General features: G+C 60.6%; 18 protein-coding genes. 9 read left to right on the top strand and 9 right to left on the bottom strand.

All coding sequences use genetic code 11. The features are described 5' to 3' along the window. Window positions 1-3 precede the first annotated feature (3 nt). From AB4N85_RS15795 to AB4N85_RS15830, 8 genes are all read left to right on the top strand, one after another. Window positions 4-600: a superoxide dismutase gene (locus tag AB4N85_RS15795; protein WP_016773431.1), complete on the top strand. Its 597-nt coding sequence runs from the start codon at window positions 4-6 to the stop codon at window positions 598-600. A 329-nt stretch (window positions 601-929) separates the two neighbouring features. After that, window positions 930-2,981 (top strand): putative bifunctional diguanylate cyclase/phosphodiesterase, encoded by a 2,052-nt coding sequence (locus tag AB4N85_RS15800; protein ID WP_016773430.1) that lies wholly within the window; start codon window positions 930-932, stop codon window positions 2,979-2,981. Window positions 2,982-3,192: 211 nt separating this feature from the next. Beyond that, window positions 3,193-4,545: an imelysin family protein gene (locus tag AB4N85_RS15805; protein WP_056789973.1), complete on the top strand. Its 1,353-nt coding sequence runs from the start codon at window positions 3,193-3,195 to the stop codon at window positions 4,543-4,545. A 275-nt stretch (window positions 4,546-4,820) separates the two neighbouring features. Continuing rightward, window positions 4,821-6,248: a di-heme oxidoreductase family protein gene (locus tag AB4N85_RS15810; protein ID WP_460064993.1), complete on the top strand. Its 1,428-nt coding sequence runs from the start codon at window positions 4,821-4,823 to the stop codon at window positions 6,246-6,248. 27 nt (window positions 6,249-6,275) lie between these two features. Then, entirely contained in the window at window positions 6,276-7,340 is a 1,065-nt protein-coding gene (locus tag AB4N85_RS15815; protein WP_252868197.1) for an imelysin family protein, read from the top strand. Window positions 7,341-7,354: 14 nt separating this feature from the next. Next, window positions 7,355-8,455 carry a DUF1513 domain-containing protein gene (locus AB4N85_RS15820; protein WP_305381451.1) on the top strand — a complete coding sequence of 367 codons (1,101 nt, stop codon included), beginning with the start codon at window positions 7,355-7,357 and terminating at the stop codon, window positions 8,453-8,455. A gap of 256 nt (window positions 8,456-8,711) precedes the next feature. Further along, complete coding sequence (locus tag AB4N85_RS15825) at window positions 8,712-9,860, top strand: efflux RND transporter periplasmic adaptor subunit (RefSeq protein ID WP_252868199.1); 1,149 nt, start codon at window positions 8,712-8,714, stop codon at window positions 9,858-9,860. A gap of 13 nt (window positions 9,861-9,873) precedes the next feature. Then, complete coding sequence (locus tag AB4N85_RS15830; protein WP_252868200.1) at window positions 9,874-12,900, top strand: multidrug efflux RND transporter permease subunit; 3,027 nt, start codon at window positions 9,874-9,876, stop codon at window positions 12,898-12,900. A 177-nt stretch (window positions 12,901-13,077) separates the two neighbouring features. On the opposite strand, the gene AB4N85_RS15835 is transcribed toward AB4N85_RS15830, so the two are convergent. The 5 genes from AB4N85_RS15835 to colR form a co-directional block, all read right to left on the bottom strand. Then, window positions 13,078-13,305, bottom strand: a complete 228-nt coding sequence (locus AB4N85_RS15835) for a hypothetical protein (RefSeq protein WP_041479852.1) — start codon at window positions 13,303-13,305, stop codon at window positions 13,078-13,080. A gap of 2 nt (window positions 13,306-13,307) precedes the next feature. Beyond that, window positions 13,308-14,024, bottom strand: coding sequence for a lipopolysaccharide kinase InaA family protein (locus AB4N85_RS15840; protein ID WP_252868201.1), 717 nt, complete (start codon window positions 14,022-14,024; stop codon window positions 13,308-13,310). A 3-nt stretch (window positions 14,025-14,027) separates the two neighbouring features. Next, window positions 14,028-14,696, bottom strand: coding sequence for a class I SAM-dependent methyltransferase (locus tag AB4N85_RS15845; RefSeq protein ID WP_041480029.1), 669 nt, complete (start codon window positions 14,694-14,696; stop codon window positions 14,028-14,030). A 149-nt stretch (window positions 14,697-14,845) separates the two neighbouring features. After that, the gene (locus tag AB4N85_RS15850; RefSeq protein ID WP_041479854.1) at window positions 14,846-16,129 is read right to left on the bottom strand and encodes a sensor histidine kinase; all 1,284 of its coding nucleotides are present in this window, start codon (window positions 16,127-16,129) and stop codon (window positions 14,846-14,848) included. Continuing rightward, entirely contained in the window at window positions 16,119-16,802 is a 684-nt protein-coding gene (gene colR / locus AB4N85_RS15855; protein WP_041479855.1) for a two-component system response regulator ColR, read from the bottom strand. The genes AB4N85_RS15850 and colR overlap by 11 nt, the downstream gene beginning before the upstream one ends. A 207-nt stretch (window positions 16,803-17,009) precedes the next feature. Between colR and AB4N85_RS15860 the strand changes: the two genes are divergently transcribed. After that, the gene (locus AB4N85_RS15860) at window positions 17,010-17,753 is read left to right on the top strand and encodes a phosphatase PAP2 family protein (RefSeq protein ID WP_252868202.1); all 744 of its coding nucleotides are present in this window, start codon (window positions 17,010-17,012) and stop codon (window positions 17,751-17,753) included. 190 nt (window positions 17,754-17,943) lie between these two features. Here AB4N85_RS15860 and groL read toward each other — a convergent pair whose 3' ends face one another. The 4 genes from groL to AB4N85_RS15880 all read right to left on the bottom strand — a co-directional run bounded on the left by groL (window position 17,944) and on the right by AB4N85_RS15880 (window position 21,467). After that, entirely contained in the window at window positions 17,944-19,590 is a 1,647-nt protein-coding gene (gene groL / locus AB4N85_RS15865; RefSeq protein WP_016773419.1) for a chaperonin GroEL, read from the bottom strand. A 50-nt stretch (window positions 19,591-19,640) separates the two neighbouring features. Next, window positions 19,641-19,934, bottom strand: a complete 294-nt coding sequence (locus tag AB4N85_RS15870) for a co-chaperone GroES (RefSeq protein WP_007916610.1) — start codon at window positions 19,932-19,934, stop codon at window positions 19,641-19,643. Between the two features lie 259 nt (window positions 19,935-20,193). Next, on the bottom strand, window positions 20,194-20,670 hold the full coding sequence (locus AB4N85_RS15875; RefSeq protein ID WP_016773418.1) for an FxsA family protein: 477 nt from the start codon (window positions 20,668-20,670) through the stop codon (window positions 20,194-20,196). Between the two features lie 71 nt (window positions 20,671-20,741). Then, window positions 20,742-21,467: a HugZ family pyridoxamine 5'-phosphate oxidase gene (locus tag AB4N85_RS15880; RefSeq protein ID WP_041479857.1), complete on the bottom strand. Its 726-nt coding sequence runs from the start codon at window positions 21,465-21,467 to the stop codon at window positions 20,742-20,744. Window positions 21,468-21,475 lie beyond the last annotated feature (8 nt).

Consider the following 21,475-nt stretch of genomic DNA (forward strand, 5'->3'; position numbering starts at 1 on the left):
ATCATGGCTTTCGAATTGCCGCCGCTGCCTTACGCACACGATGCCCTGCAGCCGCACATCTCCAAGGAAACCCTGGAGTTCCACCACGACAAGCACCACAACACCTACGTCGTGAACCTGAACAACCTGGTGCCAGGCACCGAGTTTGAAGGCAAGACCCTGGAAGAAATCGTCAAGACTTCCTCGGGCGGCATCTTCAACAACGCCGCTCAGGTCTGGAACCACACTTTCTACTGGAACTGCCTGGCGCCAAACGCCGGCGGTCAACCAACCGGCGCCCTGGCAGATGCCATCAACGCAGCGTTCGGTTCGTTCGACAAGTTCAAGGAAGAATTCAGCAAAACCTCGATCGGCACCTTCGGTTCCGGCTGGGGCTGGCTGGTGAAAAAAGCTGACGGTTCCCTGGCCCTGGCCAGCACCATCGGCGCCGGCAACCCGCTGACTAGCGGCGACACCCCGCTGCTGACCTGCGACGTCTGGGAACACGCTTACTACATCGACTACCGCAACCTGCGTCCGAAGTACGTTGAAGCGTTCTGGAACCTGGTCAACTGGAAGTTCGTGGCCGAGCAGTTCGAAGGCAAAACCTTCACCGCTTAAGCTGCGCGCCAGATGAAAAACCCGGCTTCGGCCGGGTTTTTTTATGCCTGGCGCATGGCGTTTCTCGCACGGTAAAAGCAGCTTCGCGCCGTTTGCCGCCAGCCCCCAGCGGTCTACCATCACAGACAGGAAAAAATCTTTGGCCCAGTGCTCAAGTTGAAGGCAATTGCAACCGACACAGTTAATTCAGAGCTATTACTCAAATGACGACATTGCGGCCAGGATCACGGCGACTTTTCCCGTGCCCGATTGTCCCTTTGACTGCCAACCCGGGATTGCCAATACTCATGGCAACTTGACGCTACCCGCACGGAACAAGGAATAACCCTTTGAAGCTGGAACTCAAGAACAGCTTGTCGGTGAAGTTGCTCCGGGTCGTGCTCCTGTCGGCATTGATCGTAGGCGTAGTCTTGAGCTGCGCGCAGATTGTCTTCGATGCCTACAAGACCCGTCAGGCGGTTGCCGGCGACGCCGAGCGCATCCTCGACATGTTCCGCGATCCATCGACCCAGGCCGTGTACAGCCTGGACCGGGAAATGGGCATGCAGGTGATCGAAGGGCTGTTCCAGGACGACGCCGTGCGTCAGGCCTCCATCGGCCACCCCAACGAAGCCATGCTCGCGCAGAAATCCCGCGAACTGCAGCATTCCAATAGCCGTTGGCTGACCGACCTGATTCTCGGTCAGGAACGCACCTTCACCACGCAACTGGTCGGCCGCGGCCCCTACAGCGAATACTACGGCGACCTGAGCATCACCCTCGACACCGCCACCTATGGCGAAGGGTTTATCGTCAGCTCAGTGATCATTTTCATTTCCGGGGTGTTGCGCGCACTGGCGTTGGGGCTGGTGCTGTATCTGGTCTATCACTGGCTGCTGACCAAACCGCTGTCGCGAATCATCGAGCACCTCACCGAAATCAACCCGGATCGTCCCAGCGAGCACAAGATTCCGCAGATCAAGGGCCACGAAAAAAACGAACTGGGCCTGTGGATCAACACTGCCAACCAGTTGCTCGAGTCCATCGAACGCAACACCCACCTGCGCCACGAAGCGGAAAACAGCCTGCTGCGCATGGCCCAGTACGACTTCCTCACCGGTCTGCCGAATCGCCAGCAATTGCAGCAGCAACTGGACAAGATTCTCGTCGATGCCGGCAAATTGCAGCGCCGCGTCGCGGTGTTGTGCGTCGGCCTGGATGACTTCAAGGGCATCAACGAGCAATTCAGCTACCAGACCGGCGACCAATTGCTGCTGGCCCTGGCCGATCGTTTACGTGCCCACAGCGGTCGTCTCGGCGCCCTCGCCCGCCTGGGCGGCGACCAGTTCGCGCTGGTGCAGGCCGATATTGAACAGCCTTACGAGGCAGCGGAACTGGCGCAGAGCATTCTCGATGACCTCGAGGCGCCCTTCGCCCTCGACGATCAGGAAATCCGCCTGCGCGCGACCATCGGCATCACCCTGTTCCCCGAGGACGGCGACAGCACCGAGAAGCTGTTGCAGAAAGCCGAGCAGACCATGACCCTGGCCAAGACCCGCTCGCGCAATCGCTATCAGTTCTACATCGCCAGCGTCGACAGCGAGATGCGCCGTCGTCGCGAGCTGGAAAAAGATTTGCGCGATGCGCTGATCCGCGACCAGTTCTACCTCGTCTATCAGCCGCAGATCAGCTATCGCGACCACCGCGTGGTCGGCGTCGAAGCGCTGATTCGCTGGCAACATCCGGAACACGGGCTGGTGCCGCCGGACCTGTTCATTCCGCTGGCCGAACAGAACGGCACGATCATCGCCATCGGCGAGTGGGTGCTCGATCAGGCCTGCAAGCAATTGCGCGAATGGCACGATCAGGGTTTCGTCGATCTGCGCATGGCGGTCAATCTGTCCACCGTGCAACTGCACCACGCCGAGCTGCCTAGGGTGGTCAACAACCTGCTGCAAATGTACCGCCTGCCGCCGCGCAGTCTGGAACTGGAAGTCACCGAAACCGGCCTGATGGAAGACATCACCACCGCCGCCCAGCATTTGCTCAGCCTGCGCCGCTCCGGTGCGCTGATCGCGATCGACGACTTCGGCACCGGCTACTCGTCCCTCAGTTATCTGAAAAGCCTGCCGCTGGACAAGATCAAGATCGACAAGAGCTTCGTGCAGGACCTGCTCGATGACGACGATGACGCGACCATCGTTCGGGCGATCATTCAACTGGGCAAGAGCCTCGGCATGCAGGTGATTGCCGAAGGCGTGGAAACCGCCGAGCAGGAAACCTACATCATTTCCGAGGGTTGCCACGAAGGTCAGGGCTACCACTACAGCAAACCGCTGCCGGCGCGGGAGCTGGGTATTTACCTCAAGCAGGCGCAACGCAGCAACGCGGCTATTTTATAAGATCGCAGCCTTCGGCAGCTCCTACATTTGAAATGCGTTCCCCCTGTAGGAGCTGACGAGTGCAACGAGGCTGCGATCTTTTGATTTTCATGCGCAAATAAGAAATATTTCCAAGCACGCCTTTACACATAATGCGAAAGATTTGCATTATGTCGCAGTTTTGCGCGCCCCCGGCGCCAGTCCATTCAACTACCGAAGCAGGATGTTCGCCATGATTCGTATGCCTCTGGCTACCGCCAGTCTGCTGGCCATCGCTATTTCCCTCGCCGGTTGCGGCGAAGGCAAGGACAAAGAAAAAGCCTCCGAAATGACTCCGGCTTCCAGCAGCGCTGCTCCAGCCCCTGCCGCTGCACCGGCTCCTGCTGCCGGTAAAGTTGACGATGCTGCCGCCAAGGCCGTGGTCGCGCACTATGCCGACATGGTCTTCGCCGTTTACAGCGATGCCGAATCCACTGCGAAAACCCTGCAAACTGCGGTCGACGCGTTCCTCGCCAAGCCGAATGCCGACACCCTCAAAGCAGCCAAGGCTGCCTGGGTCGCCGCGCGCGTGCCGTACCTGCAGAGCGAAGTGTTCCGCTTCGGCAACACCATCATTGACGATTGGGAAGGTCAGGTTAACGCCTGGCCGCTGGACGAAGGCCTGATCGACTACGTCGACAAATCCTACGAGCACGCACTGGGTAACCCGGGCGCCAGCGCCAATATCATTGCCAACACCGAAGTGCAGGTCGGCGAAGACAAAGTCGACGTGAAAGAAATCACCCCGGAAAAACTCGCCAGCCTCAACGAGCTGGGCGGCTCGGAAGCCAACGTCGCCACCGGCTACCACGCGATCGAATTCCTGCTCTGGGGCCAGGATCTGAACGGCACCGGCCCTGGCGCTGGCAACCGTCCGGCCTCGGACTACCTGGAAGGCGCCGGCGCCACCGGTGGTCACAACGAGCGTCGTCGCGCCTACCTGAAAGCCGTGACCCAACTGCTGGTCAGCGATCTGGAAGAAATGGTCGCCAACTGGAAGCCGAACGTGGCCGACAACTACCGCGCCACCCTGGAAGCCGAGCCAGGCGAAACCGGCCTGCGCAAAATGCTCTTCGGCATGGGCAGCCTGTCCCTGGGTGAACTGGCGGGCGAGCGCATGAAGGTTTCCCTGGAAGCCAACTCCCCTGAAGACGAGCAGGATTGCTTCAGCGACAACACCCACTACTCGCACTTCTACGACGCCAAAGGCGTGCGTAACGTTTACCTGGGCGAGTACACCCGTGTTGACGGCACCAAGATGACCGGCGCCAGCCTGTCGTCGCTGGTGGCCAAGGCCGATCCGGCTGCCGACACCGCGCTGAAAGCCGATCTGGCCGCGACCGAAGCGAAGATCCAGGTCATGGTCGATCACGCCAACAAGGGTGAGCACTACGACCAGTTGATCGCTGCCGGCAACACCGCTGGCAACCAGGTCGTTCGCGACGCCATCGCCGCGCTGGTCAAGCAGACCGGCTCGATCGAAGCCGCTGCGGGCAAACTGGGCATCAGCGACCTGAACCCGGACAGCGCCGATCACGAATTCTGATCGCAGCGTCCGCGTCAAAAAGAGGCGACCTTCGGGTCGCCTTTTTCATACCCCATGTTCACAGTCCCCTGTAGGAGCTGCCGAAGGCTGCGATCTGTTGATCTTGATTTTTGAAGATCAAAATCAAAAGATCGCAGCCTTCGGCAGCTCCTGCAGGGGGTTTGCATCGCTCTGCAGATTTGCGCTGTATCAAGCAAACGATAATTCCTCTTATTCAAACTCCCCCGCCCTGTTAGACTTTGCGCCTTCATTTTTGCCCGTCCGCAGGATGTCTGATGCCCTCGCTGCCTCTTCGCTTGTCCGCACTGTTGCTGGCCCTGGGCCTGAGTGCCTGCGATGACGCCCCGCGTTTCACCAAGGCCGAGCCGGGGGAAGCGCGTTCGGGCGGTGCGGCGACCGTGCGCAAGAGCGATCAGAACGCCTTCTCCCTGCCATCGGCCAACTTGCCGCCCTCGCGGCGGGTGGACTTCAGTGTCGGCAACAGTTTCTTTCGCAGCCCGTGGGTGATCGCGCCGTCGACCACCACGGCGCGCGACGGTCTCGGCCCGTTGTTCAATACCAACGCCTGCCAGAATTGCCACATCAAGGACGGTCGCGGTCATCCGCCGGCACCTGATGCAAGCAATGCAGTGTCGATGCTGGTGCGCCTGTCGATTCCCGACGCGCCGCCCTACGCCAAAGTCATCCAACAGCTCGGCGTGGTGCCGGAGCCGGTATATGGCGGGCAGTTCCAGGATATGGCCGTGCCCGGGGTTGCCCCGGAAGGCAAGGTGCGGGTGGACTACACGCCGGTGCCGGTACGCTTCAAGGACGGCACTGAAGTCGAGCTGCGCAAACCGACCTTGCAGATCACTCAACTCGGTTACGGGCCGATGCACCCGGACACGCGTTTTTCCGCGCGGGTGGCGCCGCCGATGATTGGTCTGGGCCTGCTCGAAGCGATCCCCGAAGAGGCGATCCTCGCCAACGCCGCCGCCCAGGCGAAAGAGAGCAACGGCATCAATGGCCGACCCAACCAGGTCTGGGATGACCAGTTGCAGAAAACCGTCATCGGCCGGTTCGGCTGGAAAGCCGGGCAACCGAATCTCAATCAACAGAATGTTCATGCGTTCTCCGGTGACATGGGCCTGACCACCAGCCTGCGGCCGTTCGACGATTGCACCGAGGCGCAGACTGCCTGCAAACAGGCGCCGAACGGCAATGGCCCGGACGGTGAACCGGAGGTGAGCGACAACATCCTGCGGCTGGTGCTGTTCTACAGCCGCAATCTCGCAGTGCCGGCGCGCCGTGGCGTCAACGATCCACAGGTGCTGGCCGGCAAGAATCTGTTTTTCCAGGCCGGTTGCCAGTCGTGCCACACGCCGAAATACACCACGGCCGCCGATGCCGCCGAACCGGAATTGGCCAATCAGGTGATTCGTCCATACAGCGACTTGCTGCTGCATGACATGGGCGAAGGCCTGGCGGACAACCGCACCGAATTTCGGGCCTCCGGCCGAGACTGGCGCACGCCGCCGTTGTGGGGGATCGGTCTGACGCAAGCGGTCAGCGGTCACACCCAGTTTTTGCATGACGGTCGCGCACGCAACCTGCTCGAAGCGGTGCTCTGGCATGGCGGCGAGGCGACGGCGGCGCAGCAACAGGTTTTGTCTTTCAATGCCGAGCAGCGCGCTGCGTTGCTGGCTTTTCTGAACTCACTTTAAATACTGTAAAAGCATCGGGAGCCCGACATGTTCCGTCCCAAGTTACTGTTCACCAGCCTTGCCGCGCTCGCCCTCGGCGCCTGCTCGCCGCAGGACCCGCAAGCGGTCACTTCGGCGGCGATCGCCAAATCGGTGATCCTGCCGACCTACACTCGCTGGGTCGAAGCCGACCGGCAACTGGCGGTCAGCGCCCTCGCCTACTGCCAGGGCAAAGAGACCCTGGAAACCGCCCGTGCCGACTTCCTTCACGCGCAGAAAGCCTGGGCCGAGTTGCAACCGCTGTTGATCGGGCCGCTGGCCGAGGGCAATCGCTCGTGGCAAGTGCAGTTCTGGCCGGACAAGAAAAATCTCGTCGGCCGTCAGGTCGAGCAACTGGTCGTCGCCCAGCCGCAGATCGATGCCGCAGCGCTGGCCAAATCCAGCGTCGTGGTGCAGGGCCTGTCGGCTTACGAATACATCCTCTTCGACGCCAAGCCTGACGTCGCCAACTATGCGCAGAAAGCCAAGTACTGCCCGCTGCTGATCGCCATCGGCGAACGCCAGAAGCAACTGGCCGAAGAAATCCTGCAGGGCTGGAACAACACCGACGGCATGCTCGCGCAGATGAGCAAGTTCCCTAACCAGCGCTACGCCGACTCCCACGAAGCGATCGCCGATCTGCTGCGCGTACAAGTGACGGCACTGGATACCCTGAAGAAAAAACTCGGCACGCCGATGGGCCGGCAGAGCAAAGGCGTGCCGCAGCCATTCCAGGCGGATGCGTGGCGCAGCCAGTCGTCGCTGACGGCGCTGGAAGCCAGCCTTGCCGCCGCCAAGACCGTCTGGGAAGGCGTCGACAACAAAGGCCTGCGCGGTCTGCTGCCGGCCGAGCAGAAACCGTTGGCGGACAAGATCGATGCCGCTTATGCCGCTTCGCTGAAGCTGTTCGACAGCACCCAGCGTTCGCTCGGCGAAATGCTCGAGGACGACGCCGGGCGCCAGCAACTCAACGATATCTACGACAGCCTCAACGTCGTCCATCGCCTGCACGAAGGCGAGCTGGCCAAGGCGCTGGGCATCCAACTGGGCTTCAACGCCAACGACGGTGACTGATGAGGGCGAGTGCCATGCTGCGACGTCAGGTTCTGACTTTAGGTAGTGCACTGCTGGGAGCAGTGACGCTGGGCGGCTGGACGCTGTTCAAACGCAAGGATCAGAGCCCGCTGTTGCTGTCGGCGCGCGACGATACTGACGGCAAGCATTACGCCGTCGGCTATCGGCTCGACGGTACGCGGGTGTTCGCCACCCACGTCGGCCAGCGTTGCCACGACATCATCAACCACCCGACGCAACCGCTGGCGCTGTTCGTCGCGCGGCGTCCGGGAACCGAGAGTTACCTGATCGACCTGCGCGACGGCAAGCTGCTGCAGACCGTGACCTCGCAGCCGGACCGGCACTTCTACGGCCACGCCGTGGTGCACAAGGACGGCGAATACCTGTACGCCACCGAAAACGATACGACCGATCCTGGTCGCGGTTTGCTCGGTGTGTATAAGTTCGAAGGCGAGCGGCTGGTGCACACGGGCGAGATTTCCACCCATGGCCTCGGCCCGCATCAGGTGTCGTGGATGCCCGACGGCGAGACGCTGGTAGTGGCCAACGGCGGGATTCGCACCGAGGCGGAAAGCCGCGTCGACATGAACCTTAACGCCATGGAACCGAGCCTGGTGCTGATGCAGCGCGACGGCACGTTGCTGAGCAAGGAAACCCTCGCCCAGCAGATGAACAGCGTCCGCCACCTGGGCATCGCCAGTGACGGCACCATCGTCGCCGGTCAGCAATTCATGGGGCCGTCCCACGAGCGTTCGGAGCTGTTGGCGATCAAGCGACCGGGACAAGCGTTCGTGGCGTTCCCGGTGGCCGAGCAGCAGTTGCAGGCGATGGGGCACTACACCGCCAGCGTCGCGGTGCACAGCGATCTGCGTCTGGTCGCGTTGACGGCGCCGCGCGGCAATCGTTTCTTTATCTGGGATCTGGACAGCGGCGAACTGCGCCTCGATGCGCCTTTGCCTGATTGTGCTGGCGTCGGTGCGGTAAAGGATGGCTTTGTCGTGACCTCGGGGCAGGGCCGTTGCCGTTACTACGATTGCCGCCAGGAACAACTGCTGGCCAAGCCGCTGGAATTGCCGGCGGGGCTCTGGGACAACCATCTTCATCTGATGGCCTGATACCCCCCCATTTTTGAGATGGCCCCCCATCCTGTGGCGAGGGGATTTATCCCCGTTGGGTGGCGCAGCCGCCCTTAAAACTGCAATTGCGGTATGACTGAAGGATTCAGGGGGCCGCTTCGCAGCCCAACGGGGATAAATCCCCTCGCCACAGGGTTCATATCCGGCCTTCACGTAATAACTGCCAGTTGGAATCCCCACCTGACTCGGAGTAATGTGCCCGCCTGTCTCATGATTTATCCAAGGAACTGGACATATGCTGCGTCGCCGCATGCTGATCATGTTGGGTGTTGTTTTGCTGATCGTCCTGGTACTGGGCGGATACAAAGCCTTTTCGATCTACACGATGATCCAGGGCTTTTCCAAGCCCAAGCCGCCGATCAGCGTCGCCGTGGCCACTGCCGGCGAACAGCCGTGGCAGATGCGCCTGCCCACCGTCGGCACGCTCAAGGCGCTGCAAGGTGTCGACTTGAGTCTGGAAGTCGCCGGCACCGTCACTGAACTCAAATTCGAATCCGGGCAGAAGGTCAAGGCCGGGCAACCGCTGCTGCAACTCGACAGCGCCGTCGAGACCGCTCTGCTGGAAACTGCCCGCGCCGACCTCGGTCTGGCGCAGCTTGATTTCGGCCGTGGCGCGCAACTGGTCGACAGCCGCGCGATCTCCAAAGGCGAGTACGACCGCCTCTCCGCCGTGCTGCAAAAGAACAAGGCCACGGTCAATCAGCTCAACGCATCGCTGGCGAAAAAGCGCATCCTCGCGCCGTTCAGCGGCACCATCGGCATCCGCCAGGTCGACGTCGGCGACTACCTCGCCAGCGGTACCAAAATCGCCACGTTGCAGGACTTGAGCAGCCTCTACGCCGACTTCTACGTGCCCGAACAAGCGGTGCCGAAACTCGCTATCGGCCAGCCCGTGCAGTTCACTGTCGCCGCGTATCCGGGACAGAACTTTGCCGGCAAGATCAGCGCGATCAACCCGATCGTCGAAAGCACCACGCGCAACATCCTCGTCCGCGCCACCCTGGCCAACCCCGACGGCAAGCTGCTGCCGGGGATGTTCGCCAGCCTTGAAGTGCTGCTGCCAAATCCGCAGAAGCACATCGTCGTGCCGGAAAGCGCGATCACCTACACCCTGTACGGCAACTCGGTTTACGTGGTCGGGAAAAAGAAAGCCGAGGACGGCAGCGTCGCCAAGGATGACAACGGCCAACCGCTGCTGATTGCCGAGCGGCGCTTCGTCGAGACCGGCGAACGCCGCGATGGCCTGGTGATGATCAACAAGGGCGTGCAGAGCGGCGAACAAGTGGTGACGGCTGGCCAGATCAAACTGGACAACGGTGCCCCTATCGCCATCAGCGACGACAAGACCCTCGGCGAGCAGAACAGTCCGCCTCGCGCCGACTGATCAAGGAATCCCCATGGCTTTTACCGATCCGTTCATCCGCCGCCCGGTGCTCGCCACCGTGGTCAGCCTGCTGATTGTGCTGCTGGGCTTTCAGGCCTGGAGCAAGCTGCCGCTGCGCCAGTACCCGCAAATGGAAAACGCCCTGATCACGGTGACCACCGCTTATCCCGGGGCCAACGCCGAAACCATTCAGGGCTACATCACCCAGCCGATGCAACAGAGTCTGGCCAGCGCCGAAGGCATCGATTACATGACCTCGGTCAGCCGGCAGAACTTCTCGGTGATTTCGATCTACGCGCGCATCGGTGCCAACACCGACCGCTTGTTCACCGAACTGCTGGCCAAGGCCAACGAGGTGAAGAACAAGCTGCCGCAGGACGCCGAAGACCCGGTGCTGAGCAAGGAATCCGCCGACGCTTCGGCGCTGATGTACATCAGTTTCTTCAGCAAAGACCTGAGCAACCCGCAGATCACCGACTATCTGTCGCGGGTCATCCAGCCGAAACTGGCGACGCTGCCGGGCATGGCCGAAGCGGAGATTCTCGGCAACCAGGTGTTCGCCATGCGCCTGTGGCTCGACCCGGTGAAACTCGCCGGCTTCGGCCTCAGCGCCGCCGACGTGACCGCAGCGGTGCGCCAGTACAACTTCCTCTCCGCTGCCGGCGAAGTGAAAGGCGAGTACACCGTCACCAGCATCAACGCCAACACCGAACTGAAATCCGCCGAGGCCTTTTCGGCGATTCCGCTCAAGGTCGATGGTGACAGCCGCGTGTTGCTGCGTGATGTCGCGCGGGTGGAAATGGGCGCGGAAAACTACGATTCGATCAGCTCGTTCGGCGGCACGCCGTCGGTGTATATCGGCATCAAGGCCACCCCCGGCGCCAACCCGCTGGACGTGATCAAGGAAGTGCGCAAGCTGATGCCCGAGCTGGAAGCGCAGCTGCCGCCGAACCTGAAAAGCGAAATCGCCTACGACGCGACACTGTTCATTCAGGCCTCGATTGATGAGGTGGTGAAAACCCTGTTCGAAGCGGTACTGATCGTCATCGTCGTGGTGTTCCTGTTTCTCGGCGCGCTGCGTTCGGTAGTGATCCCGGTGGTGACCATTCCGCTGTCGATGATCGGCGTGATGTTCTTCATGCAGATGATGGGTTACTCGATGAATCTGCTGACGCTGCTGGCCATGGTGCTGGCCATCGGTCTGGTGGTGGACGATGCGATTGTCGTGGTGGAGAACATTCACCGGCACATCGAGGAAGGCAAGACGCCGTTCGACGCAGCGCTGGAAGGCGCGCGGGAAATTGCCATGCCGGTGGTGTCGATGACCATCACCCTGGCGGCGGTGTATGCGCCGATCGGTTTCCTCACCGGGCTGACCGGAGCGCTGTTCAAGGAGTTCGCCCTGACCCTGGCCGGTGCGGTGGTGATCTCCGGCGTCGTCGCCCTGACACTGTCGCCGATGATGTGCGCGTTTCTGTTGCGCCACGAAGAGAATCCCAGCGGCCTGGCCCATCGTCTCGACCGCGTCTTTGAAGGCCTCAAGCGCCGTTATCAAAGCATGCTCCACGGCACGCTCAATACCCGGCCGGTGGTGCTGGTGTTTGCGGTGATCGTGCTGTGCCTGATTCCGGTGTTTCTCAAGTTCACCAAGTCGGAACTGGCCCCGGACGAAGACCAGGGCATCATTTTCATGATGGCCAGCGCGCCGCAGCCGACTAACCTCGACTACCTGAGCACCTACACCGACGAGTTCATCACCATCTTCAAGGAGTTTCCCGAGTACTACTCCTCGTTCCAGATCAACGGCTACAGCGGCGTGCAGGCCGGTATCGGCGGTTTCCTGCTCAAGCCGTGGAATGAGCGCAGCCGCACGCAGATGGAAATCCTCCCCGAGGTGCAGAGCAAACTGGAGAGCATTCCCGGCCTGCAGATCTTCGGTTTCAACCTGCCCTCCCTGCCCGGCACCGGTGAAGGCCTGCCCTTCGAATTCGTGGTCAACACCGCCAATGACTACGAGCTGCTGCTGCAAGTCGCCGAGCGCATCGAGAAACGCGCCATGGAGTCGGGCAAGTTCGCCTTCGTCGACCTCGATCTGGCGTTCGACAAGCCGGAAGTAGTGGTCGATATCGACCGCGACAAGGCTGCGCAGATGGGCGTGTCGATGCTCGACCTCGGCAGCACGCTGGCGACCTTGCTCGGCGAGGCGGAGATCAACCGCTTCACCATCGACGGGCGCAGCTACAAGGTCATCGCCCAGGTCGAACGGGCCTACCGCGACAACCCGGACTGGCTGAACAATTACTACGTGAAAAACACCCAGGGCGAATTGCTGCCGCTGTCGACCTTGATCAAGGTCAGCGACCGCGCACGGCCGCGCCAGCTCAATCAGTTCCAGCAGCTCAACGCGGCGAAGATTTCCGGTTTCCCGCTGGTGAGCATGGGCGAAGCCATCGATACCGTGCTGCAGATTGCCCGCGAAGAAGCACCGGCCGGGTTTGCCTTCGATTACGGCGGTGCCTCGCGCCAGTACGTGCAGGAAGGCAGCGCATTGTGGGTCACGTTTGCCCTGGCGCTGGCGATCATCTTTCTGGTGCTGGCCGCACAGTTCGAAAGCTTCCGCGATCCGTTGGTGATTCTGGTGACCGTACCGCTGTCGATCTGCGGCGCGCTGATCCCGTTGTTCCTTGGCTGGTCGAGCATGAACATCTACACCCAGGTCGGGCTGGTGACGCTGATCGGCCTGATCAGCAAGCACGGCATCCTGATCGTCGAATTCGCCAACCAGTTGCGCAAGGACAAGGGCCTGAGCGCCCGTGAAGCGGTGGAGGAAGCAGCGGCAATTCGCTTGCGCCCGGTGCTGATGACAACGGCGGCAATGGTGTTCGGCATGGTGCCGCTGATTCTGGCCACCGGGGCGGGAGCCGTGAGCCGTTTTGATATCGGCATGGTGATTGCCACGGGGATGTCGATTGGCACGTTGTTTACGCTGTTCGTGCTGCCGTGTGTTTATACCTTCCTTGCTAAGCCAGATGCCAGATAAGCACATTTCCCTGTGGGAGCGAGCCTGCTCGCGAATGCGGTATTTCAGTTGCATTGATGTCGACTGACACACCTTCGCGAGCAGGCTCGCTCCCACAGAGGACGATATGTATCTTGAAAGTTGTGGAATAAAAAAGGCCTCGCAATTGCGAGGCCTTTTATTTGGGCTTGAAGCGTGTCAACTGGCTGGCCTCATCCCTTGAGACAGTCCGAACATGAACAACAGCAGATCATGATCAGGCTGGGTCGCCACGGAAGCCTTGGCCACCCGTGGAACCGAACAATGAGCGTCGTTCCCGGACGCCCCTATGACCTGCATGCGCGGCTGCTCCCAGGCAGCCACCGCCAGTGAAGCAACTGCCAAGGCCCCGATCAGGAACAAACCTCGTGCAATTTCGAGTTTCATCGCTATAAACCTTTGATAGCGCTGCCAAACGCCGTCTCATAAAAGTAGACGAGTTTCTTCCAGTCGGCATCGCGGAACGACGAATGGCGACGCAATTGCTTCATGTCATGCTGCGCGGCGCGATAGGGGGTCAAACGCTGGCGGCACTTCTCCAGATCGATCAACGCCACTTCAACCTGCGCTGCTTCGCCCTCACCGGTGACGCGAACGAAAACGTGCTTGATGTAGATGCAGCTGTGCTGCCAGCGGCCCTTGTGCATGCGCGCCAGGTTCTCGGCGAGGTCCTTGAGGACTTTCTCGTAAACCACCTCGCCACACTGATCGCGACCACCGGCAGCGGCCAGCCAGTGTTCCAGTTCCTGGAAGCCATCGAGCGATTTGGTGACGAGCAGTGCGCGCCATTTGTGCTGCGGATCAGGCTGAGCGCCGCAAAAGACGATCTGCGGTACGCGCACGCCGAGTTTGCTAACGCCAGTCAGGGCGTCGAGTTCGCGCAATACGGTCGGGCGACCGAAGGGATGCAACCAACTGCGATAGATGTGCCCGGTCTGGCGCTTGGCGTACAAAAGCTGCCCGTCACGGTCGACGATGCGCTGCACCCCGCTTTCGCCACCACGGCGCACATTGGGCTCTTCAACCCATTCGCCGCGCTGGTTCCAGTAATAATCGAAACGATCCTGGGGAGCGACATCCGCTTCAACCGCTGCTTGCACTGCCATCCTCTACCTCTTGCGTAATACGTAAACTCGCCACATCGCATAGAGCGGTATGAAGTCCAGTTGTTCCTGAATGCGGAAACCCGCCTGTTCAAATTCTTTCTCGATCGTCGCCGCCGGAATCAGAAACCGATTCTGGTAATCATGACTTGGCCGATCCCGCTCGGCGCGCTTGCGCTTCCAGGCCTTGAAATTGCCGTCGACCCACAACGAAACAATCACGCTGTCGCGGGTCACCCGCTCGAACTCGCGCAGGATCACCCGACGGTGCTCGGCCTCGCCGATGTGGTGCAACAGACGCATGCAAAAGATGCTGTCGACCGAGTTATCCGGCAGAGCGATATCGAATGCCGAGGTGTGCAGCGGTTGTACACGCTTGACCACCTCGGCCGGTTGTCCCTGCATCGCGGTCTTGATCATCGACTCGGAATTGTCCGCGCCGATGATCACCCGGTTGGGCTTCTCCGCGAGCATTGGCCAGAAACGCCCGGCACCGCAGGGCAGATCCAGCACCAGCCCGGGATCTCCCGCCAGCGCCAAGGCCTTGCGACCGACTTGCTCATCGCGCAAGTGCGACAGGCGGCGACCGAGGCTTTGCTGGTGCTTGCGCAGATATCGTTGTGCGTGTTGGTCGTCGTACTTTTCGGAAAAATCGAGCTTGATCGGGCCGGCCATCATCTGGACTCCTGTTCTGATGACGCCACCTTAAACAGCGGCGTGTCAGCGTCAGGTCATCCAATTGTGAAAAATCTGTCAGGTAAATCCGTAAATTATTACAACGTTATACAGGATTCAGACAGGTGTACGGGAGTAGCCTCGAGCCACTATTTGCTGGCATTCACGCCAAGATCTACCTCGAATCGGCAGCCATTGGGGTCCATCGTGCTCAAGCTGACCGTCCAGCCCTGGTTTTCGCAGATACGCTGCACAAGCGACAAACCCAGGCCCAGCCCTTCGCCACGCTTCTCGCTGCCGCGCACAAAGGGCTCGAACATCGCCTCGCGTTTTTCCTCGGGAATGCCCACGCCCGAATCCTCAACGACGAAACCGTTGGCGGTGAGCGTCAGGCGAATGAAACCCTGTTCGGTGTAATGCAGTGCGTTACGCAGAAGGTTACCCATCACCGCGTTCAGCAAGGTCGCGTTGTAGCGAGTATCCGCTGGTGTGCCCGGCTCGAATATCAGTGTCAGCCCCTTGCGCTCGATCGGCTCACGCCACAGGCACAGCAGGCTCTCGGCCACTTGTGTGAGGTTCTGCTGGGGCGCCGCTGCGGCCTCTTCGTTCTGCGTGCGCGCCAGCATCAGGAAGGTCTGTACCAGTTCGCGCATCTCCTCGCTGGCCCGGGCAATGCGCTCGACCTGGGCGCGACCGCGCTGATCGATTCCGGGGTTTTCCAGCAGCAGTTCGCAGGAACTGGCCAGGACCATCAGCGGCGTGCGCAATTCATGGCTGACGTCGCTGGTGAACAGACGTTCGCGGGTCAGTGCCTGACGCAAGCGCCCCAAGGTGGCATCGAACGCCACCGCCAGTTCACCGACTTCATCCGCCGCGTAGTCCGGCGCCAAGGGTGGCGCCAGCCCGAGCAGCTGGTCGCGATGACGGACCTGCCGCGCCAGGCGCACCACCGGCGCCATCACCTTGCGCGCGAGCACCCAGCCAAGAAACACCGCCAGCGCCAGACTGAGCACGAAGCCCACCAGCACCACCGCAAACAGCACGCGCTCGCGCTCTTCGAAATCGCTCTGGTCCTGCAGCAAGACATAACGCCGACCATCCACCACTTCGACCATGGCGTGATAGGACAGCTGCTCGCGAAAGACCTCATGGAAACCGGCATCGAGGTGACGCAGATCCTTGGGCAGGTCGAAATCCCCAGGCCCGCCACTGAAATAGAACAACTGATCCGGCTCGGGCCGATGGCTCCAGTCGGAGACATTGTCCATCAGCAGCAAACGTTGCAGGTCGCCGCCCAATCCCGCCGAAATCAGTTTCTCTTCCACCAGGTGCACCGTCGCAACGATGCCCATGGCGAAAGCGCCGGCGACCAGTGCGCTCATCAGCGCAAAGGCGATGATGATCCGCTGGGAAAGACTCTGCTTAAACTCCATCTCGCCCCTCGGCCAAGCGATAACCGACACCGTGCACGGTGTGCAGCAGTGGCTTGGCGAATGGCTTGTCGATCACCTGGCGCAATTGGTGGACATGGCTGCGCAGGCTGTCGCTGTCCGGGCAGTCATCGCCCCACAGCGCTTCTTCAAGAATCTCCCGACGCAGCACGTGCGGGCTCTTCTGCATCAACACCGCGAGCAGCTTGAGGCCGACCGGGTTGAGCTTGAGCAGCTTGCCTTCGCGGGTCACTTCCAGGGTGTCGAGGTCGTAGCTCAGGTCACCGACCTGCAACGCCCGGCGACCGCCGCCCTGAGCACGGCGCATCACCGCTTCGACGCGGGCCGCTAGCTCAGACAGCGCAAACGGTTTGATCAGGTAATCGTCGGCGCCGGACTTGAAGCCTTGCAGCCGGTCGTCGAGTTGATCGCGGGCGGTGAGCATGATCACCGGCGTGTCACGCCGGGCGTCTTCGCGCAGGCGTTTGCACAAGGTGTAGCCGTCGATGCCGGGCAGCATGATGTCGAGCACGATCAGATCGTAATGCTCGGTCGCCGCCAGATGCAGACCGGACAGACCATCCTGGGCGCAATCGACGGTATAGCCCTTGAGGCCCAGGTAGTCGGCCAGATTGGCCAGGATGTCGCGGTTGTCTTCGACCAGCAGAATTCGCATGGGCACCTCCTCCGAACGGGGTAACGGCCGTCTTGGCCCGCGCAGCTTACGGCCAAGAGCGGCTGAGGGCTAGGGGCGTTTTTCGATAAACCTGCGCTGCGCGCTGCGACGTTTTTTTCACTTTCGGTTAACAAATCGCCGACGCCAGCGCGCGCAGACTCCGCGCGATTACGCTCTCTCCTCCGTTCATCGACCAAGGAACCTGCCATGGTGTCGACCTCTGCCCTTCCCGCTTCAAGACCGCTCAACTGGTGGTTGTGTCTGGGCATTCCCGCAGCGGCGGCGATCATTTTGCTGTTGCTCGAACTGACCGATCTGGACATGGTTCTGGCGCAAATGTTCTACGACCCGGTCGCGGGGGATTTCATCGGGCGGCACAGCTATGTGCTTGAAGACATCCTGCATGACCGGGCAAAACAGCTGGTGATCGGCTTCTCGGTGTTTGCCATTCTGGGTTTCATCGGCGCGTTTTTCATCGCGAAGCTGAAACCGTTCAAGCGCGAACTGGGCTGCCTGGTGCTGTCGCTGGGGCTGGCGACTTCATTTGTCACTCCGGTCAAAGCCGTCACCGCTGTGCAGTGCCCATGGAGCCTGGAGCAATTCGGCGGCCACGAGACCTACAGCAAACTCATGGAACATCGCCCCGCCACGGACAAGCCGGGACGTTGCTGGCCGGGTGGCCATGCGGCGACCGGGTTTACCCTGTTTGCACTGTTCTTCGTGCTGCGCGACCGCCGTCCACGACTGGCGCGGCAGGCGTTTGTGTTCGCCTTTGCGCTGGGTTCGGTGTTCTCGATCAGTCGCATGATGCAAGGCGCGCACTTCTTTTCGCACAACGTGTGGACGGCGATTTTCTGCTGGCTGATTTGCCTGGGGGCTTATTACTGGGTGCTGTATCGCCCGGCTGGCAAGACTTCGACGGCGATGAACACACAGCCGATCAATGCCTGAAATAAAGCACCTGTGGGAGCGAGCCTGCTCGCGAATTGTCGGCTCAACTGGCTTGCATGTCGGATGACAGACCGCTTTCGCGAGCAGGCTCGCTCCCACAGGGGGATACCAGTGAGCTTCGAAATTGGGGTAATAAAAAACCCCGCTGACTTTCGCCAGCGGGGTTTTGCGTTACAGGGCCAGGGCTGGCTTACATCATGCCGCCCATGCCACCCATGCCGCCCATGTCTGGCATACCGCCGCCAGCTGCACCTTCTTTCTTCGGTGCGTCGGCAACCGCTGCTTCGGTGGTCAGGATCAGACCGCCGATCGAGGCTGCAGCTTGCAGAGCCGAACGGGTTACCTTGGTTGGGTCCAGGATGCCCATTTCGATCATGTCGCCGTATTCGCCGGAAGCAGCGTTGTAACCGAAGTTACCTTTGCCGTTCTTCACTTCGTTGACGACTACGCTTGGCTCGTCACCGGAGTTGGCAGCGATCTGACGCAGCGGCGCTTCAACAGCGCGACGCAGCACAGCAATACCAACGTTCTGGTCAGCGTTGTCGCCGGTCAGCTCGGTCAGTGCTTCCAGAGCACGGATCAGTGCCACGCCACCACCAGGTACCACGCCTTCTTCAACGGCTGCGCGGGTTGCGTGCAGGGCGTCTTCAACGCGGGCTTTCTTCTCTTTCATTTCAACTTCGGAACCAGCGCCAACCTTGATCACTGCAACGCCGCCGGACAGCTTGGCCAGACGCTCTTGCAGTTTTTCACGGTCGTAGTCCGAGGAAGTTTCGGCAACCTGGGCGCGGATCTGGGCGATACGGCCTTCGATGTCTGCCTGCACGCCAGCACCGTCAACGATGATGGTGTTTTCCTTGGACAGGGTTACGCGCTTGGCGTTACCCAGGTGCTCCAGGGTGGTGCTTTCCAGGCTCAGACCGATCTCTTCGGAGATAACGGTACCGCCGGTCAGAACAGCGATGTCCTGCAGCATGGCCTTGCGACGATCGCCGAAGCCCGGTGCCTTGACGGCAGCGACTTTGACGATGCCACGCATGTTGTTCACAACCAGAGTCGCCAGGGCTTCGCCTTCAACGTCTTCGGCCACGATCAGCAGTGGACGGCCGGCTTTGGCAACGGCTTCCAGCACTGGCAGCATTTCGCGGATGTTCGAGATCTTCTTGTCGACCAGCAGGATCAGCGGGCCGTCGAGCTCGGCAACCATGGTGTCCGGCTTGTTGACGAAGTATGGCGACAGGTAGCCACGGTCGAACTGCATGCCTTCTACAACCGACAGTTCGTTTTCCAGGCCCGAGCCTTCTTCAACGGTGATCACGCCTTCTTTACCGACTTTTTCCATGGCTTCGGCAATGATGTCGCCGATGGAGTTGTCGGAGTTGGCCGAGATGGTGCCGACCTGAGCGATGGCTTTGAAGTCAGCGCATGGCTTGGACAGGGCTTTGAGCTCTTTGACAATGGCGATGGTTGCCTTGTCGATGCCGCGCTTCAGGTCCATCGGGTTCATGCCGGCAGCGACGGCTTTCAGGCCTTCGTTGACGATCGACTGAGCCAGAACGGTAGCGGTGGTAGTACCGTCACCAGCGTCATCGTTGGCACGGGAGGCAACGTCTTTGACCAGCTGCGCGCCCATGTTTTCGAAGCGGTCATCCAGTTCGATTTCTTTGGCGACGGAAACGCCGTCCTTGGTGATGGTCGGAGCGCCGAAGCTCTTCTCGATAACCACGTTACGGCCTTTCGGGCCCAGGGTCGCTTTTACCGCGTCAGCCAGAACGTTGACGCCTTTGAGCATCTTGGTACGGGCGGCATCGCCGAACTTAACTTCTTTAGCAGCCATGATCGATATTCCTTAAATACTTTGTAGTAGCGGGAAAATGAACGGGGATATCAGCCTTCGATAACCGCGAGGATTTCGTTCTCGCTCATTACCAGCAGGTCTTCGCCATCGACTTTCACAGTGTTGCTGCCGGAGTAAGGACCGAACACAACCTTGTCGCCTTCCTTCACGGACAGTGCACGCACTTCACCGTTTTCCAGAGCTTTGCCCGGGCCTACAGCGAGAATCACACCGTGGTTGGCTTTTTCAGCAGCCGAACCTGGCAGGACGATACCGCCAGCGGTTTTCTTTTCTTCTTCGCTGCGACGGATGACGACGCGGTCATGCAGAGGACGAAGCTTCATTGTCGATCTCTCCTAATTGTGGTTTTCATCGGCCGGTGTAGTCCCGGCGGGTTTAACGAATCCGGCCTGCGCCGGTTGCGGTCCGTCGAGCGAACCGCGCAAGTCTGTCCGGTTTGAAAACCGGAAACCTTTCGGTGACCGATACATAGGGGCGTACAAGCCGATTACAAGGGCTGGCGGAAAAAATTTTTCATCGCCACCCAGTAAAAAAGCGCCATAAACGAGCACGGCACCCGAGGGTGCCGTGTCGATGCTGATATCACTTGTTGTCGCGGTGTTCGAACTCGCCTTCGATCACATTCGGCTCTCGACCGAGCGGCTCGCGCGGGGCCGGGCCGCCACGGGGTTGCAGGTCGTCGGCGAAGGCGCGCTGACGCATGGCCTGATCTTCGGCGCGCTGGCGCATCTTGTTCGCCAGCAGACGACGGGTGACCGGCAACAGCATCACCAGACCGACGACGTCACTGATGAAGCCGGGAATGATCAACAGGCCACCGGCCAGTGCCAGCATCAGGCCTTCGAGCATGGTCTGCGCGGGCAACTCGCCGCGATTCAGGCTTTCCCGGGCACGCAATGCGGTGGCCAGACCGGCGACGCGCAGCACGAACACACCGAACATCGAGCCGAGAATGATCAGCAGCAGGGCCGGGAAGAACCCGATAGAGCCTGCCACTTTGACGAATACGAACAGCTCCAGCACTGGAAACAGCAGAAAGAGCAACAGAAAAGGGCGCATCAAAGTTTCCTCAACGCAAGAAATGCCTTGCAGTAAGCCCTAGATGACGTCGCCCTTGCGTGAATTCAAGCTTAACTTTGCGCTTTTTTCGGCCAGGACTGGGCGTGAGCCAGAGAAACCAAGGCCTCGCGCACTTGTGTCGGCGTATTACATGGCGCCGCGAAGGGCAACCAGTAGACGGCCTGACCGATGCGCAGGTGCATGCCCTCGCTGTCGATGCCGGCCAGTTGCGCCGGCGTGCTGTTGGGCAGCCCGGCCAGCTCGACGTAATGGGCGATGGCTTTGGCATGGTCGCTGTTCATGTGCTCGACCATGCTGATTTCCGCTTTGCCGGCGAACGGGTTGGCCAGGGTCAGATCGTCGATCCAGTGGATCGCACCAAAGCCGCCGATGTAGCGATGGCGCACCGGATCGAGCACCCAGAAGTCGAAGTCGTGGGCCTGGTGATAATTCTGCGAGTCGGGGAAATAGCGGTAATAGCGTTCGGCGGCAGCGTCGATGGCTGCCGGTTCTGCGAGCTTCTGCGCTTCGGCCAGATAAGTCAGCCGCCCGACCGCCTGTACATCGTCGGCCTCGCGCTCGCCCACCAGCATCGAACACTTCGGATCTTTCTGCAGGTTATGCGTGTGCTGGGCGATGCGGCTGATCAGGATCAGCGGCCGGCCCTGCTCGTCCAGGCAATACGGCACAACCGAGCCAAAGGGAAAACCCGGCATCGATTTGGAGTGGGTCGACAGCACTCCTCGGTATTCCTTGAGAAGCAATTCTCGGGCATTCTTCGCCACTTCAGCGCTCAATTTGTGAC

Source organism: Pseudomonas sp. H1_G08, assembly GCF_054681355.1.

Bases quoted from the DNA above. Each gene is read 5' to 3' on its own strand.
- AB4N85_RS15795 (WP_016773431.1), top strand. From the start codon at position 4: ATGGCTTTCGAATTGCCGCCGCTGCCTTACGCACACGATGCCCTGCAG.
- AB4N85_RS15805 (WP_056789973.1), top strand. From the start codon at position 3,193: ATGATTCGTATGCCTCTGGCTACCGCCAGTCTGCTGGCCATCGCTATT.
- AB4N85_RS15810 (WP_460064993.1), top strand. From the start codon at position 4,821: ATGCCCTCGCTGCCTCTTCGCTTGTCCGCACTGTTGCTGGCCCTGGGC.
- AB4N85_RS15815 (WP_252868197.1), top strand. From the start codon at position 6,276: ATGTTCCGTCCCAAGTTACTGTTCACCAGCCTTGCCGCGCTCGCCCTC.
- AB4N85_RS15820 (WP_305381451.1), top strand. From the start codon at position 7,355: ATGCTGCGACGTCAGGTTCTGACTTTAGGTAGTGCACTGCTGGGAGCA.
- AB4N85_RS15825 (WP_252868199.1), top strand. From the start codon at position 8,712: ATGCTGCGTCGCCGCATGCTGATCATGTTGGGTGTTGTTTTGCTGATC.
- AB4N85_RS15830 (WP_252868200.1), top strand. From the start codon at position 9,874: ATGGCTTTTACCGATCCGTTCATCCGCCGCCCGGTGCTCGCCACCGTG.
- AB4N85_RS15835 (WP_041479852.1), bottom strand. From the start codon at position 13,305: ATGAAACTCGAAATTGCACGAGGTTTGTTCCTGATCGGGGCCTTGGCA.
- AB4N85_RS15840 (WP_252868201.1), bottom strand. From the start codon at position 14,024: ATGGCAGTGCAAGCAGCGGTTGAAGCGGATGTCGCTCCCCAGGATCGT.
- AB4N85_RS15845 (WP_041480029.1), bottom strand. From the start codon at position 14,696: ATGGCCGGCCCGATCAAGCTCGATTTTTCCGAAAAGTACGACGACCAA.
- AB4N85_RS15850 (WP_041479854.1), bottom strand. From the start codon at position 16,129: ATGGAGTTTAAGCAGAGTCTTTCCCAGCGGATCATCATCGCCTTTGCG.
- colR (WP_041479855.1), bottom strand. From the start codon at position 16,802: ATGCGAATTCTGCTGGTCGAAGACAACCGCGACATCCTGGCCAATCTG.
- AB4N85_RS15860 (WP_252868202.1), top strand. From the start codon at position 17,010: ATGGTGTCGACCTCTGCCCTTCCCGCTTCAAGACCGCTCAACTGGTGG.
- groL (WP_016773419.1), bottom strand. From the start codon at position 19,590: ATGGCTGCTAAAGAAGTTAAGTTCGGCGATGCCGCCCGTACCAAGATG.
- AB4N85_RS15870 (WP_007916610.1), bottom strand. From the start codon at position 19,934: ATGAAGCTTCGTCCTCTGCATGACCGCGTCGTCATCCGTCGCAGCGAA.
- AB4N85_RS15875 (WP_016773418.1), bottom strand. From the start codon at position 20,670: ATGCGCCCTTTTCTGTTGCTCTTTCTGCTGTTTCCAGTGCTGGAGCTG.